The sequence below is a fragment of the Leisingera aquaemixtae genome, assembly GCF_019801145.1.
Lineage (GTDB): Bacteria > Pseudomonadota > Alphaproteobacteria > Rhodobacterales > Rhodobacteraceae > Leisingera > Leisingera aquaemixtae_A.
On the sequence record NZ_JAHVJQ010000001.1, the window covers coordinates 505,450 to 518,864 of the forward strand.

At 61.5% G+C, this 13,415-nt stretch carries 16 protein-coding genes and 1 tRNA gene; 11 read left to right on the forward strand and 6 right to left on the reverse strand.

Annotated features, from left to right (window positions below; translation table 11 throughout):
• Window positions 1-22: 22 nt before the first annotated feature.
• From KUW17_RS02460 to KUW17_RS02505, 10 genes are read left to right on the forward strand one after another with little or no spacing between them, the layout of a single operon-like run.
• On the forward strand, window positions 23-487 hold the full coding sequence (locus KUW17_RS02460) for a hypothetical protein (protein WP_222475657.1): 465 nt from the start codon (window positions 23-25) through the stop codon (window positions 485-487).
• Entirely contained in the window at window positions 484-1,527 is a 1,044-nt protein-coding gene (locus tag KUW17_RS02465) for a cysteine desulfurase family protein (protein ID WP_222475659.1), read from the forward strand. Before KUW17_RS02460 ends, KUW17_RS02465 begins: the two co-directional genes overlap by 4 nt.
• Window positions 1,528-1,541: 14 nt before the next feature.
• The gene (gene sufB / locus KUW17_RS02470; protein WP_222475661.1) at window positions 1,542-3,065 is read left to right on the forward strand and encodes a Fe-S cluster assembly protein SufB; all 1,524 of its coding nucleotides are present in this window, start codon (window positions 1,542-1,544) and stop codon (window positions 3,063-3,065) included.
• A 38-nt stretch (window positions 3,066-3,103) separates the two neighbouring features.
• Complete coding sequence (locus tag KUW17_RS02475) at window positions 3,104-3,418, forward strand: YbjQ family protein (RefSeq protein ID WP_222475663.1); 315 nt, start codon at window positions 3,104-3,106, stop codon at window positions 3,416-3,418.
• Window positions 3,419-3,435: 17 nt separating this feature from the next.
• Complete coding sequence (locus KUW17_RS02480) at window positions 3,436-4,038, forward strand: hypothetical protein (RefSeq protein WP_222475666.1); 603 nt, start codon at window positions 3,436-3,438, stop codon at window positions 4,036-4,038.
• A gap of 41 nt (window positions 4,039-4,079) precedes the next feature.
• Window positions 4,080-4,835, forward strand: a complete 756-nt coding sequence (sufC, locus tag KUW17_RS02485; protein ID WP_222475667.1) for a Fe-S cluster assembly ATPase SufC — start codon at window positions 4,080-4,082, stop codon at window positions 4,833-4,835.
• Window positions 4,836-6,116, forward strand: a complete 1,281-nt coding sequence (sufD, locus tag KUW17_RS02490) for a Fe-S cluster assembly protein SufD (protein ID WP_222475669.1) — start codon at window positions 4,836-4,838, stop codon at window positions 6,114-6,116.
• Window positions 6,116-6,601, forward strand: a complete 486-nt coding sequence (locus tag KUW17_RS02495; protein ID WP_222475670.1) for a YIP1 family protein — start codon at window positions 6,116-6,118, stop codon at window positions 6,599-6,601. The genes sufD and KUW17_RS02495 overlap by 1 nt, the downstream gene beginning before the upstream one ends.
• Complete coding sequence (locus tag KUW17_RS02500) at window positions 6,598-7,182, forward strand: YIP1 family protein (RefSeq protein WP_222475671.1); 585 nt, start codon at window positions 6,598-6,600, stop codon at window positions 7,180-7,182. Before KUW17_RS02495 ends, KUW17_RS02500 begins: the two co-directional genes overlap by 4 nt.
• Window positions 7,175-8,395: a cysteine desulfurase gene (locus KUW17_RS02505; protein WP_222475672.1), complete on the forward strand. Its 1,221-nt coding sequence runs from the start codon at window positions 7,175-7,177 to the stop codon at window positions 8,393-8,395. The genes KUW17_RS02500 and KUW17_RS02505 overlap by 8 nt, the downstream gene beginning before the upstream one ends.
• Before the next feature lie 66 nt (window positions 8,396-8,461).
• Here KUW17_RS02505 and KUW17_RS02510 read toward each other — a convergent pair whose 3' ends face one another.
• The 3 genes from KUW17_RS02510 to KUW17_RS02520 are packed head-to-tail and all read right to left on the reverse strand — an operon-like array spanning window position 8,462 to window position 10,866.
• Complete coding sequence (locus KUW17_RS02510) at window positions 8,462-9,127, reverse strand: ureidoglycolate lyase (RefSeq protein WP_222475673.1); 666 nt, start codon at window positions 9,125-9,127, stop codon at window positions 8,462-8,464.
• Window positions 9,124-9,729: an HD domain-containing protein gene (locus tag KUW17_RS02515; RefSeq protein ID WP_222475674.1), complete on the reverse strand. Its 606-nt coding sequence runs from the start codon at window positions 9,727-9,729 to the stop codon at window positions 9,124-9,126. Before KUW17_RS02515 ends, KUW17_RS02510 begins: the two co-directional genes overlap by 4 nt.
• A gap of 3 nt (window positions 9,730-9,732) precedes the next feature.
• A complete protein-coding gene (locus tag KUW17_RS02520; protein ID WP_222475676.1) occupies window positions 9,733-10,866 on the reverse strand; it encodes a gamma-butyrobetaine dioxygenase in 1,134 nt (377 codons plus the stop codon).
• A 99-nt stretch (window positions 10,867-10,965) separates the two neighbouring features.
• Here KUW17_RS02520 and KUW17_RS02525 point away from each other — a divergent pair, with 99 nt between their 5' ends.
• On the forward strand, window positions 10,966-11,835 hold the full coding sequence (locus KUW17_RS02525; RefSeq protein WP_222475678.1) for a LysR family transcriptional regulator: 870 nt from the start codon (window positions 10,966-10,968) through the stop codon (window positions 11,833-11,835).
• 37 nt (window positions 11,836-11,872) lie between these two features.
• On the opposite strand, the gene KUW17_RS02530 is transcribed toward KUW17_RS02525, so the two are convergent.
• The 3 genes from KUW17_RS02530 to KUW17_RS02540 all read right to left on the reverse strand — a co-directional run bounded on the left by KUW17_RS02530 (window position 11,873) and on the right by KUW17_RS02540 (window position 13,120).
• Window positions 11,873-12,205 carry a PilZ domain-containing protein gene (locus tag KUW17_RS02530; RefSeq protein WP_222475680.1) on the reverse strand — a complete coding sequence of 111 codons (333 nt, stop codon included), beginning with the start codon at window positions 12,203-12,205 and terminating at the stop codon, window positions 11,873-11,875.
• A 100-nt stretch (window positions 12,206-12,305) separates the two neighbouring features.
• A tRNA-Arg gene (locus tag KUW17_RS02535) sits at window positions 12,306-12,382 on the reverse strand.
• 168 nt (window positions 12,383-12,550) lie between these two features.
• Entirely contained in the window at window positions 12,551-13,120 is a 570-nt protein-coding gene (locus KUW17_RS02540) for a YcbK family protein (protein ID WP_222475681.1), read from the reverse strand.
• Between the last annotated feature and the right edge of the window lie 295 nt (window positions 13,121-13,415).

Sequence of the window (13,415 nt, forward strand, 5' to 3'; positions counted from 1 at the left end):
CCAATATCCCGCTATCTGCGGATTGGATGGAACCGATCTGTCCGTACAAAGCCCGGAAGCTTTTGAAGCTTTTGGTGCGCTGGCGCCCAAGCTCGGCTCCGTGGCTTCTGTGGACCGGCACCTTGTCAAGGGAAGCGATCGAGCGGAGCGGGGCGCCTGGATTGAGCGGCTGGCCTTTGCAGGCATGACCGCCAGCGAAGTTTACGTTTTCCTGTTTCGGGCAACTGCCTCAGCCAGGGAAACCTGGGCGCGGTCGCGTCATTTTTGGGGTAAAATTTACAACTTCTTGACTGGACCGGCGAAGCCTCACATCGAGGTGCCCGGTCACCTACTCATTCGGATGTTTGAAGACACTGCCGGACAGGCGCCGTATTTCCTGCAGCCTGGTTACAGCTACCAGCTTCGTCTGGATTACGCCGAGGCCTTTGCAGATTTGTACAAAACCCATTATGACGCGGCAGCTGCCCGCGAAAAGATGACTCTATGAAACGTGTTTACCTCGACCATAACGCCACCGCACTGCTGCGCCCTGAGGCGAAGGCAGCGATGATTGCGGCGATGGAGGTTTGCGGCAACCCGTCGTCGGTGCATGCCGAGGGCCGGGCCGCCAAGGCGCTGGTGGAGAAGGCGCGCGCGCAGGTGGCTGCGGCCTTTGGCGCGGACGGGGCGGATATTGTGTTTACCTCCGGATCTACCGAAGGCGCATCATTGGCGCTGGCCGGGCGCGGCCTGCATGGCGCACCGGTGGAGCATGATGCCGTGCGGGCCTGGACCGTCGAGGACCTGCCGGTAACGGATGACGGCGCGGTTCGGATCAGCGATCCCGCCCAGTCCACTTTGCAGCTTGCCAATTCCGAAACCGGCATCGTGCAGGCGCTGCCGGAGGGTCTGGCGGTCACCGATGCCACCCAGGCCTTTGGCAAACTGCCGGTTGCGTTCAACTGGCTGGGCGTGCAAATGGCGCTGATTTCGGCGCACAAGCTGGGCGGGCCTAAGGGTATCGGCGCTGTGGTGATGAAACGCGGCACCGATCTGCCGGCGCAGATCAAGGGCGGCGGCCAGGAAATGGGGCGCCGGTCCGGCACGGAAAATGTCATTGGAATTGCAGGCTTCGGCGCCGCAGCTGAAGCAGCCGCAAAAGATCTGGCAAATGGTGTCTGGGACAGGGTTGCAGAACTTAGAAATATTCTAGAAAAGGCGCTTGTGTCTGGCGTAAGCCATACTATTTTTGTCGGGAAGGATCAGAAGCGGCTGCCGAACACCCTGTGTTTCGCAACGCCGGGCTGGAAGGGCGAAACCCAGGTCATGCAGATGGACCTTGCGGGCTTTGCGATCAGCGCCGGCAGCGCCTGTTCCAGCGGCAAGGTGCGCGCCAGCGCGGTGCTGACCGCAATGGGATATGACGAGGCCACAGCCCAAGGCGCGGTGCGCGTGTCGCTGGGGCCGGAGACAACGGAAGAAGACGTGCTGCGCTTTGCCGAGGCGTGGCTGCAGAAAGAAAAGAAACATCGCGCCCGCGCGGCGTGAGTGAGGAGATGACAATGGCCGCTTTGGACCAGACCCAAGTCAAGGAAGGTGTTGACCAGGAAACCGTGGATGCGGTGCGCGAGGTCGGCGGTGCTTACAAATACGGCTGGGAAACCGATATCGAGATGGAATACGCCCCCAAGGGGCTGACCCCGGATATCGTTAAGCTGATCTCGGAAAAGAACGAAGAGCCGGAATGGATGACCGAGTGGCGGCTGGCGGCCTACAAACGCTGGCTGCAGAAAGAAGAGCCTGACTGGGCGATGGTCGACTACCCGGAAATCGACTTCCAGGATCAGTATTACTATGCCCGGCCCAAGTCGATGGAGACCAAGCCCAAGTCGCTGGATGAAGTCGATCCCAAGCTGCTGGCGACTTACGAAAAGCTGGGTATCCCGCTGAAAGAGCAGATGATCCTGGCCGGTGTCGAAGGCGCAGGCGAGACCCCGGAAGAAGGCCGCAAGGTTGCTGTGGACGCGGTGTTCGACTCCGTCTCTGTCGGCACCACCTTCCAGAAGGAACTGAAGGAAGCGGGCGTCATTTTCTGCTCGATCTCCGAGGCGATCAAGGAGCACCCGGAGCTGGTGAAAAAATACCTCGGCTCGGTGGTTCCGGTGTCGGACAACTTCTATGCGACGCTGAACTCCGCCGTGTTCTCCGACGGTTCTTTTGTCTACGTGCCGCCGGGCGTGCGCTGCCCGATGGAGCTGTCGACCTATTTCCGCATCAACGCGGAAAACACAGGCCAGTTCGAACGCACCCTGATCATCGCTGACAAGGGCTCCTACGTGTCCTACCTCGAAGGCTGCACCGCGCCGCAGCGCGACACTGCACAGCTGCACGCCGCTGTGGTGGAGATCATCGTGGAGGAAGACGCCGAGGTGAAATACTCCACCGTCCAGAACTGGTATCCGGGCGACGAGAACGGCAAGGGCGGCATCTACAACTTCGTGACCAAGCGCGCCGACTGCCGCGGCGACCGCGCCAAGGTGATGTGGACCCAGGTGGAGACCGGCTCTGCCGTGACCTGGAAATACCCCTCCTGCATCCTGCGCGGCAATGAAAGCCAGGGCGAGTTCTACTCGATTGCCATCACCAACAACATGCAGCAGGCCGACACCGGCACCAAGATGGTGCACCTGGGCAAGAACACCAAGTCCCGGATCGTGTCCAAGGGCATCTCTGCCGGCAAGGCGCAGAACACCTACCGCGGCCTGGTGTCGATGCACCCCAAGGCCAAGAACTCGCGCAACTACACCCAGTGCGACAGCTTGCTGATCGGTGACAAATGCGGGGCGCACACGGTTCCCTACATCGAGGTCAAGAACAACTCCTCCCGCGTGGAGCATGAGGCGACCACATCGAAGGTGGATGACGACCAGCTGTTCTACTGCCGCCAGCGCGGCATGGACGAGGAAGAGGCTGTGGCCCTGGTGGTGAACGGCTTCTGCAAGGACGTGCTGCAGGCGCTGCCGATGGAGTTCGCCATGGAAGCCCAGCAGCTGGTTGCAATTTCGCTGGAAGGGTCTGTCGGCTGATGGCAGGCCCTTGGGCATCACGGCAAGGAGGCAAGAGCATGATCGTCACAACCACCAATTCCGTCGAAGGCTACCAGATTGCCGAATACAAGGGCATCGTGGTGGGCGAGGCGATCATGGGCGCCAATGTGGTGCGCGATGTCTTTGCCTCGATCACCGACATCGTCGGCGGCCGCTCCGGCGCCTATGAAAGCAAGCTGCAGGACGCACGCGAAACCGCGCTGAGCGAACTGGAAGAACGCGCCCGGTCCAAGGGCGCCAATGCCGTGGTCGGCGTCGATCTGGACTATGAGGTGGTCGGCCAGTCCATGCTGATGGTTTCGGCCAGCGGCACCGCCGTGGTGCTGGGCTAAGGGGCCGGGAGACGGGCATGGCCAAAGACGAGCAGCTGATCGAGCGCCCGGCGCTCACCCTGCCGCCGGAAGAGGCGGAGTGGGTGCGCAGCCATTACCAGGATGCAAGCGTCATCCTGGAATACGGTAGCGGCGGCTCGACCGTGCTGGCGTCTGAGCTGAGCGGGAAAAAGGTCTTTTCCGTTGAGTCCGACAAGATGTGGTACCGCATGATGAAGCGGTATTTTCGCCAGGCAGGCGCCACGTCGGAGGTGCACGTGCACCACGCAAATGTCGGCAAGACCGGCAAGTGGGGCCGGCCGCTGAACAATGATATGTGGCGGCGGTTCCACCAGTATCCGAACTCCGTCTGGGACCTCGAAGCCTTCGAGGCACCGGACCTGGTCCTGATTGACGGCCGCTTCCGGGCTGCCTGCTTTCTTACCGTTATGCTGCGCACGGAGCGGCCCGTCACCGTGCTGTTTGACGACTACGCCGGGCGGGCGCTGTACAAGCAGGTCGAAAAATGGGTGAAGCCGGTTCAGACCCGCGGCCGCATGGCCCGCTTCGAACTGCTTCCAGATGAACTTCCGCGCCGGGATCTGACCCAGATCCTGACGCTCTACACCAAAACCTTCTAGGCGCCGACGGCTGCCGGAACAGTACTATGCGAGAGGCAAAAATGCTCGAAATCAAAAACTTGCACGTCAAGCTTGAAGATGAGGATAAGCAGATCCTGAAAGGCGTCGACCTCAAGGTCGAGGCCGGCAAGGTGCACGCCATCATGGGGCCGAACGGTTCGGGCAAGTCCACCCTGTCCTATGTCCTCTCGGGCCGTGACGGCTATGAAGTGACCGAAGGCTCTGCGGAACTGGAAGGCGAGGACATCCTGGAGCTGGAGCCGGAAGAGCGCGCCGCAGCAGGCATGTTCCTGGCGTTCCAGTACCCGGTAGAAATCCCCGGCGTCGGCAACATGACCTTCCTGCGCACTGCGGTGAACGCGCAGCGCAAGGCCCGCGGCGAGGACGAGCTGTCGGCCTCCGACTTCCTGAAGGAAGTGCGCGCCAAGGCAAAGACCCTGAAAATCGACGCCGACATGCTGAAACGCCCGGTCAACGTCGGCTTCTCCGGCGGTGAGAAGAAGCGCAACGAGATCCTGCAGATGGCGATGCTGGAGCCGAAGCTGTGCATCCTGGACGAGACCGACTCTGGCCTCGACGTGGATGCGATGAAGCTGGTGGCCGAAGGCGTGAACGCCCTGCGCGACGAAGGCCGCGGCTTCCTGGTGATCACCCACTACCAGCGCCTGCTGGACCACATCAAACCGGACGTGGTGCACATTCTGGCGGGCGGCCGCATCGTCAAGACCGGCGGCCCCGAGCTGGCGCTGGAAGTCGAGAACAACGGTTACGCCGGCATCCTGGCAGAGGAGGCGTAAATGGCCCTGCCCGAAGTCAAGCAAAGCGCAACCGAGGCGCGGCTGTCGGCGTTGACCCTGCCGGAAAGCGGCTGCCTCAAGGCGGCCCGCCAGGCAGCGCTGTCGCGGGTGCAGACCATGGGGCTGCCGTCGCGCCGCGATGAGTACTGGAAATACACCAAACCGGACACGCTGGTGCAGGCAGAAGCACCCAAGGCGGCTGTGTTCCATGCCGACGAAACGCCGATGTTCAATGCGTTCGACCGCCTGAACATTGTCTTCGTGGATGGTGTTTTTGACGCCGAAGCCTCTGACGACCTGTCGCTGGAAGGCGTGACCATCGACCGGATCGAGGACATCTGCTGCAAGGATATCCACTGGGCCAAGGACCTGTACGGCGTTCTTGAAGCCCGCGGCCAAACCCCGGTGGAACGCCCGTTGGCTGCGCTGAACACCGCCTTTGCCAGCGATGGCGTGGCGATCCGGGTGACCGGCAAGGTCTCCAAGCCGGTCAACTTCACCTATGTGCATTCGGACGAAAACTCCGATGCGATCCTGCACCATGTGATCCGTGTCGAAAGCGGCGCCGAGGTGACTATCCTCGAAAACGGCCCCGCGGCGTCGCGTTTCAACAAATGCATGGAGATCGACATTGCCGACGGCGGCAAGCTGCATCTGGTGCGGGCCCAGGGCCGCGACCACGAGCGCCGCGCCGCGACCCATCTGTTTGCCCGCCTGGGCACCGAGTCGGTGTTCAAGTCCTTCACCCTGACCGTGAACGGCGTGCTGACCCGCAACGAGGCGGTGATTGAGCTGACCGGCGACGACGCCGTAGCGCATATTGCAGGCGCTTGCGTCGGCGACGGCGACTTCCACCACGACGACACCGTGTTCATCACCCATGACGCGGTGAACTGCGAAAGCCGCCAGGTGTTCAAGAAGGTTCTGCGCAACGGTGCCACCGGCGTGTTCCAGGGCAAGATCCTGGTGAAGGAAGGTGCGCAAAAGACTGACGGGTATCAGATTTCCCAGTCGCTGCTGCTGGACGACGACAGCCAGTTCCTGGCCAAGCCGGAGCTTGAAATCTATGCCGACGACGTGGCTTGCTCGCATGGCTCCACCTCCGGCGCAATCGACGAAGAGGGCCTGTTCTACCTGCGCTCCCGCGGTGTGCCGCATGCGGAGGCGACAGACCTGATGACGCTGGCCTTCCTGGCCGAAGCGGTGGATGAGATCGAGGACGCGGAGATCGCCGCGGACATCGTCTCCCGCCTCGAAGGCTGGCTGGCCCGGCGCCGCTGATGTCCGTCACCACGGATATCCCGGCAACCTACAAGGGGCCGCGCAAGGTCTTTGCGCGGCTTCTGAGCATGGGCGCCCGCGAGGACAGGCTGCTGATCTTCCTGATCAGCGGCTGTATCCTGACCTTTGTCGCGCAAATGCCGAAGCTGGCGCGCGAGGCGCATCTGACCGGGCAGGAGCTGAATATGCTGCTGGGCAGTTCGCTGCTGGCGCTGGTCTTCATCGCGCCCTTGCTGCTTTACACCCTGGCGCTGGTTGCCCATTGGATCGCCCGGGCCGCAGGCGGGCAGGGTGATGCCTACCGCGCGCGCTTGGCGCTGTTCTGGGCATTCCTGGCGGCCAGCCCGCTGATGCTGCTGAACGGCCTAGTGGCCGGTTTCATTGGCGCGGGCCCGGCCCTGAACCTGGTGGGCGTCCTGTGGTGCGCTGTCTTTCTTTGGTTCTGGGTGTCCGGCATGATCCAGGGTTATTGGGCGGAACGATGAACGCACTGGCCGCCTTCGCCCTGCTGACGCTCAAATCGCCGCGAGACGCGGCGCAGCAAATACTTGCGCGGGAGTGGCCGCGCGAGGCCCTGTGGACCGCATTCCTGCTGTCTGTGGTGCTGAACACCTGCGTCTACACCCTGCAACAGATTCTGCTGCCGCTGCCGCCGGAGGTCCTGCTGCCGCGGTTTTCGCCAGGCGCTTATTTCGCAGTGGTTCTTATCCTGCAGATCAGCTTCATTTCGATGCTGGGCACCACCGGCCGCTGGCTGGGAGGACGGGGTGATTTTACTTCGCTCCTGGCCCTGGTCACCTGGCTTCAGCTGCTGCAGGCCGGGTTGAACGGTGCCATCGTTGCTGTGTTCCTGCTGCTGCCGGGCATGGCCGCGCTTCTCAACATTGCGGCCAATATTGTTGTGTTTTTCATCCTCCTGCATTTCGTCAACGCGGCGCACGGGTTCGGCTCCGTCTGGCGGTCGCTGGGGGTGGTGCTGATGGCCAGTGTGATCCTGGTTTTTGTCCTTCTCTTCATTCTGGGTCTGATCGGCCCTGCCAATCTGGGACTTCCCGAAAATGTATGACGTGGAAAAAATCCGTGCCGACTTTCCGATCCTCTCGCGCGAGGTGAACGGCAAGCCGCTGACCTATCTCGACAACGGCGCGTCCGCCCAGAAACCGCAGGCGGTGATCGACTCTGTGACCAAGGCGTATGCCGAGGAGTATTCCAACGTTCACAGGGGTCTGCACTTCCTTTCCAACCTTGCGACGGAAAAATACGAGGCCGTTCGCGGCATCATTGCGCGGTTCCTGAATGCAGGCGATGAAAACGCCATCGTTCTGAATTCCGGCACCACCGAGGGCATCAACCTGGTCGCCTACGGCTGGGCCATGCCGCGGTTCGAGGCAGGCGACGAAATTGTCCTGTCGGTGATGGAGCATCACGCCAATATCGTGCCCTGGCACTTCCTGCGCGAACGTCAGGGCGTGGTGCTGAAGTGGGTCGACGTGGCAGACGACGGCAGCCTGGACCCGCAGAAGGTGATCGACGCCATCACCCCCAAGACCAAGCTGGTGGCCGTCACCCAATGCTCGAACGTGCTGGGCACGGTTGTCGACGTGAAGGCGATCACCCAGGGTGCCCACGCCAAGGGGGTGCCGGTGCTGGTCGATGGCTCGCAAGGCGCGGTGCACATGCCGGTCGACGTGCAGGACATCGGCTGCGATTTCTATGCGATCACCGGCCACAAACTCTATGGCCCCTCCGGCTCCGGCGCGATCTACATCAAGCCCGAACGCATGGCGGAGATGCGCCCCTTCATCGGCGGCGGCGACATGATCAAGGAAGTCTCCAAGGAGCAGGTCATCTACAACGATCCGCCGATGAAATTCGAGGCCGGCACGCCGGGCATCGTCCAGACCATTGGCCTGGGGGGGGCGCTGGAGTACATGATGGATCTTGGCATGGACAACATTGCCAAGCACGAGGGCGGCCTGCGCGACTATGCGATGCAGCGGCTGACCGGGCTGAACTGGATCAACGTGCAGGGGCAAGCACCTGGCAAGGCCGCGATTTTCAGCTTCACCATGGAAGGTGCGGCGCACGCCCACGATATCTCTACCATCCTCGACAAGAAGGGTGTCGCAGTGCGCGCGGGCCATCACTGCGCCGGGCCGCTGATGGACCACTTGGGTGTTTCGGCCACCTGCCGCGCGTCCTTTGGCCTTTACAACACCAAGTCCGAGGTGGACACGCTTATCGACGCGCTGGAACTGGCGCATGAACTGTTCGCCTGACCGCAGAACGGGATAAACAAAAAAACGGCGCCTGAGAGGCGCCGTTTTTTTGTATTGGGCTGAGGTTCAGCCCTGGATCTTGTCTGCCCGCAGCGGACAGGACAGGTAGACGCCGAACTCCTTGCCCACATCGCAGCTGACCCGGGCATGCACCTTGCCCTGGCGGTCGAGAAACCGCTGGCTGTTCTCCACCGGGAAGATCCCTTCATGCCAGATGTTCGGGTGGATATAGAGACCCTTGGTGCCGTCGCACCAGAAAGCCACCACCTTTTCCGGCTTCAGGTCATCCCCCGGCAGCGCTGCCGGAATGATGAAGGGCTTGTTGTCCAGCGGATAGAACAGTTGGCCGCCGTCGGGGTGATAGTTCATGTGCCACAGCAGCACCTGATCCCGCGGGGCAGTCTGCTGTGCCACCTGCGCCTGCTGCGGGTCTGTCGACCAGCCCAGCACATAGTTGCCGTTGACCGCTTCGTTCTCGCCGTAAAGCACATCGCCGCGCCAGTCGCCGCGGAAGGTGCCCTCGACCCAACCAGCCTCATCACCTGTGCCTTCGTCAATCGGGCGCCAGCCCTGGGTGGGCCATTGCACGATTTCGATTTCGAAATTTTCGGGATCGTCAACAAGGCAGCCATAGCCCTTGACGCTTTCTTCGGTCGCCCGGATCAGCGGCACCTCGTGCCAGGGCAGAGAGGGCTTGGAGCTGGCTGCAAAGATGTACTCGGGCGCGCTCATCTTGCGGCACCTCCATCGCCCATGTGCTTGTCGACCATCCGCTGCACCATCGGCGCAAAGTGCCAGTAGTCTGGTGTTTCCATGTCGTCGCGTTTGCCAGCCTCGTCCAGATAACGCACCGCGATGATCTGCCTGAGGTTCGGGTTCTTCTCGAATTCGGCCACTTCCTCAGCGGCCATCGGACCGCCCTGCAGGTTCAGCGAATGGATGGAAGCCTCTGACAAACGGTTGAAATACTCCGGCTTGGTGGCGCAGAGATAACGCTTGGCCGCCACATGATAGCGCACGCAGTCGGTGATAACCGAGGGAAAGAACTGCTCCAGAACTTCAGCCCCGGCTTCTTCGTGGAACCGGTCCTCTGTGTCGTCCATGGAAAACGTTCCGAACTCGCTGGTGAAATGGCCGATGTCGTGGAGCAGCGCCCCGACGATGATCTCTTCCGGCTGACCGTTCTGCTCGGCAATGGTGGCGCCTTGCAGCATATGCTCGGCCATGGTGACCGGCTCGCCCAGGTATTCCTCGTCGCCGCGGCGGTCAAAGATGCCGCCGATGAACTCGACGATGTTGTCTCGGCTCAGCTTGCTGATATCCGGCTTGCTCATGTCTCAGCCCTCCGTTTGCGCGTTCAGCACGTTCAGGGTCGACAGCAGCCCGTCCTTGTCGGCGTAACAGCCCTGCAGCCAGCGGGAGCCGGAACCGGAATAGCCGTTGCGGGCGTGCAGCACGCGGGTGTTGTCGACAACAAAGCTTTCCCCGGGTTCCAGTTTGAAGGCCACGCCCATCTCCGGATCGTCAATGAATTCGCCCAGGCGGCGGTAGGCAGCGTAATAGGCCTCCATTTTCTCAAACGGAATGTCCACAAACGGCGCAGAGGAACGGTTGTTGAAGCGGATGCCGATCATCTCTCCATCGGGCGACAGTTCGATCATCGGGCGGCGGGAACGCAGATGCACCCCGTCGGAGCCCTTGTACTCGAACCGGGCCGGATACCCCGCGAGCAGTGCAAAACCTTCTGGATCTTCATCGCGCAGGCGCTCTGCCGCGCGGAAGCCGTCCACCACGATGCTGTCGCCGCCTTCGGCCGAGTTTTCCAGGCAGTACAGGATCTGCAAGCTGGGCACCGGGTCGCGGTAGGGGTTGTCGGTATGCGCCTGAAGCCCCAGGCCGGTATAGGCGAGGTTGGTCGGGTTCACCTCGGTGCGAACCTCGAAATACTTGCCGTAATTGGTTTCGCGCACGAAACCGAACATCCCGGCGCATTCGATCAAAGCGCCTTCCTCAACCGGGCCGTTCACCAGCTTGGCAAAGCCGAGGCGGGCAATCGCGTCCAGCCACTCACGCTTGACCTTCGGGTCGGATTGTACCTCATTCCAGTCAAAAGCAGGCGCCGGCTGGCTGCTGTTCCAGGTTTCAATTCCCGGTGCTATGCGGCCGAATTCAGTTGACTGATCAATATCATAGGCGTTGGACTTCAACCATGCGCCCGGATAGGTGGCGGTCTTGCCCTCGGGTGCAAAGGTCACGGTCAGGGAACCGTCTTCCACCAGCGCGGTGCTGATCCGGGTATCAGCGGGAATGTCGCCGATGGTGATCAGCCGCTGGCCATTGCCGGGGGCGCGGGTTTCCGGGTCCAGCGCATTGTCGCGCAGCCAGATCGCATGGAAGCGGGTCTCGCTGCCGTCTTCGAATGTCAGGGTCAGAAAGCTGCCGGAAGCGTCAGCGGTTACGGAACGGGGCATGAGGTTCTCTCCGGTTGGCCTGGTTCTTGCTTGCCTTGCTATCGCGGCTGAGCCATCAAGAGAACGACGGAAATCGGGGTTTGAGAGTTAGGTTTTCTAATGCCCAAGAAGATCACCAAGCAGGGGCTGCCGCCGCTGGACTGGCTCAAGGTGTTTGAGGCCGCGGGCCGTCACGGCAGCTTTACAGCGGCGGCGGAGGAATTCGGCGCCACCCAGGCGGCGGTCAGCCAGCGGATCCGAAACCTGGAAGCCTGGCTGGGGCGGCAGCTGTTCATCCGGTCGGCCCGCGGCGTGTCTTTGACGGTGGATGGCGAAAGCTACCTGCCGCTGGTGCATGATTCCCTGCGGGCGCTGGAGCAGGGCACTGAAAACCTGTTCGGACAGAGCATCCGGGAGCTGCGGATTGCTGCCCAGCCTTCGCATCTGGAAATGCTTTTGCTGCCGCGCTTGAGAGAATTTTCCGAAAGCCACCCCGAGTTGCGGCTGGTCACGGAAACCGTGCCCAAGCGGCTGGATTTTGAGGCCGCAGACCGGGCATTGCACATCCGCTACGGGCGCGGCGGCTGGGAAGGGCGGGACGGCGTGCTCCTTGCCAATGAGGTTCTGCAGCCAATGGCGGCGCCGGAATTTGTTTCTGACTGGCGCAACCTGCCGGGCATCGAGCTGCGCGGAGAACGCCCGGGCTGGGCCGAATGGGCGCGGGTGACTGGCGAGATCGAACCGGAGGCCGGTCCGGTCTCCGTCGATTCCATGGGGCATGCATTGCGGGCGGCGCGGCTGGGGATGGGGGTTGTTCTGGGCTCCAGGGTCATGGCTGCCAACCTGTTGCAGACCGGGCATTTGGCGTGCGTCCCGGCACCGGAACTGGCCACAATCGACGGCTACTGGCTCACCTGGCCGCAGAGCCTTGGCAAGACCAAGCGGCAGGGCGAGGTCCTGGCTGCCTTGACCGCAGCGCTGCGAGGCTGAAGCCACCTGCGCTGCGGGAGAGTTCAAGCGTGCCTCGTCAGGTTGGGTATTCACCGATTCTGGAGAAATAGGCGTCCAGTAAAGGCCGGGCGCCGCGCTTGCTCAGAAACTTGAAGCCGATTTTGCCGTCTCTCCGCCAGCGGGCCCGGACTTCAAGATCGCCGATCTCCGCAATGGTGACAGATTTTAACTGTGCGAGGTCAAATTCACTTTGCTCTTCCGGCAGACGGACGGCAAGCCCGCTGTAGCTGATGTTGTATAGCGTTGCTTGCAGCACAGAACCGGTAAGATTGATTGCGCAGGAAAGGTTCAGGCGAAGCCGGGGTTCTGTCGGCTCGGCTGTCCGGAAAAGTGCGTTGGTGTGTACCATTCTGCCTCACTAGCCTTCTTGACGTACAGGAAACATCTGTAGCAGTACGCCGTTGAAGAACCGTTAAAGCCCTATGGTTCCAAGATAATTTTGAAGGAAATGGCGCACCTGAGAGGATTCGAACCTCTGGCCTCTGCCTTCGGAGGGCAGCGCTCTATCCAGCTGAGCTACAGGTGCGTCGTTAGGCGGGGTATAGCCGTGCTTTGCCACCTCTGCAACGGGAAAAACTGCCTGTTTCCAATTTCATGATGTGCGGCGGGCAGCCGGTTGCAATACCGGGGGCTGGCCAAAATGAAAAAGCCTGCACCAGATGGGCAGGCTTGCATTTTGCGCTGAAAGGGGGCGTTAGCCGCGCCAGCTGCGGACCGCGCCGCAATCCATATGCACAAAATTTGACCGCTGGTATTTACCGACGCCGCCGGCATGGCAGGCTTCGGCGGCCTGGGCCATCTGCGACACCGACCGCGACGCTAGGCGCAGGTCGGCGGCTTGGCCGCGCATGTGCAGGGAGTTCTTTGCCACCCCGCGCGAGCGGCTGCGCAGCATCGCGTTGGTCTTGGGGCTGCGGTAGCCGGACAGCAGCATGTAGGGCTCATTCACATCCAGAAGGTTGTGCGAGGCAGCCATGATATCGATGGTGCGCAGGTCGATATCCTTGACCTCATCGGTGCGCCAGTCCCGCATGAAGTGATTGATTTCCTTGACCGCGTCCTTGATGTAGTCGCCGTCGATCCAATACACCATGTCAAGACGCTCGCCAGTGCGGCCGGAATACATGCGGATGCGCCGGATGTCGCCGCCGCCGCGCAAGAAGCCTGCTGCATTGGAGAAGGTCGGGGCTGCTGCCACTGCGGTTGCAGCAAACACACCCAAGAGAGAACGCCGGGAAATCCCCGTGCCCGTGGTTTTTGCCATTGTAACTGCGCCGTCCCGTACGCTTTAGTCCTGCCTAGTCGCCCGATGTTACGAGCTCGTCAACGATCTTAGTTAACGTGCGGCATGTATGGCACAGTGAGAATCCTGATCCAACATTTCTTTGCCGCGCTGTAACGCATAGCCCGGTTTTCGGCGATTTCTTGCGCATATGGGGAGGGGCAGGGAACTTTTCCCCGCGACTGTTGCAGCCGGGTTTCATAGACGCGGCATCGGTGCATCAAAGTTAAGATTTCGCGATTGTGAATGGACAACAGCGGCTGGCATTTACCAGAAT

Coding starts and splice junctions, on each gene's coding strand:
- KUW17_RS02465 (WP_222475659.1), top strand. CDS start 484: ATGAAACGTGTTTACCTCGACCATAACGCCACCGCACTGCTGCGCCCT.
- sufB (WP_222475661.1), top strand. CDS start 1,542: ATGGCCGCTTTGGACCAGACCCAAGTCAAGGAAGGTGTTGACCAGGAA.
- KUW17_RS02475 (WP_222475663.1), top strand. CDS start 3,104: ATGATCGTCACAACCACCAATTCCGTCGAAGGCTACCAGATTGCCGAA.
- KUW17_RS02480 (WP_222475666.1), top strand. CDS start 3,436: ATGGCCAAAGACGAGCAGCTGATCGAGCGCCCGGCGCTCACCCTGCCG.
- sufC (WP_222475667.1), top strand. CDS start 4,080: ATGCTCGAAATCAAAAACTTGCACGTCAAGCTTGAAGATGAGGATAAG.
- sufD (WP_222475669.1), top strand. CDS start 4,836: ATGGCCCTGCCCGAAGTCAAGCAAAGCGCAACCGAGGCGCGGCTGTCG.
- KUW17_RS02495 (WP_222475670.1), top strand. CDS start 6,116: ATGTCCGTCACCACGGATATCCCGGCAACCTACAAGGGGCCGCGCAAG.
- KUW17_RS02500 (WP_222475671.1), top strand. CDS start 6,598: ATGAACGCACTGGCCGCCTTCGCCCTGCTGACGCTCAAATCGCCGCGA.
- KUW17_RS02505 (WP_222475672.1), top strand. CDS start 7,175: ATGTATGACGTGGAAAAAATCCGTGCCGACTTTCCGATCCTCTCGCGC.
- KUW17_RS02510 (WP_222475673.1), bottom strand. CDS start 9,127: ATGAGCGCGCCCGAGTACATCTTTGCAGCCAGCTCCAAGCCCTCTCTG.
- KUW17_RS02515 (WP_222475674.1), bottom strand. CDS start 9,729: ATGAGCAAGCCGGATATCAGCAAGCTGAGCCGAGACAACATCGTCGAG.
- KUW17_RS02520 (WP_222475676.1), bottom strand. CDS start 10,866: ATGCCCCGTTCCGTAACCGCTGACGCTTCCGGCAGCTTTCTGACCCTG.
- KUW17_RS02525 (WP_222475678.1), top strand. CDS start 10,966: ATGCCCAAGAAGATCACCAAGCAGGGGCTGCCGCCGCTGGACTGGCTC.
- KUW17_RS02530 (WP_222475680.1), bottom strand. CDS start 12,205: ATGGTACACACCAACGCACTTTTCCGGACAGCCGAGCCGACAGAACCC.
- KUW17_RS02540 (WP_222475681.1), bottom strand. CDS start 13,120: ATGGCAAAAACCACGGGCACGGGGATTTCCCGGCGTTCTCTCTTGGGT.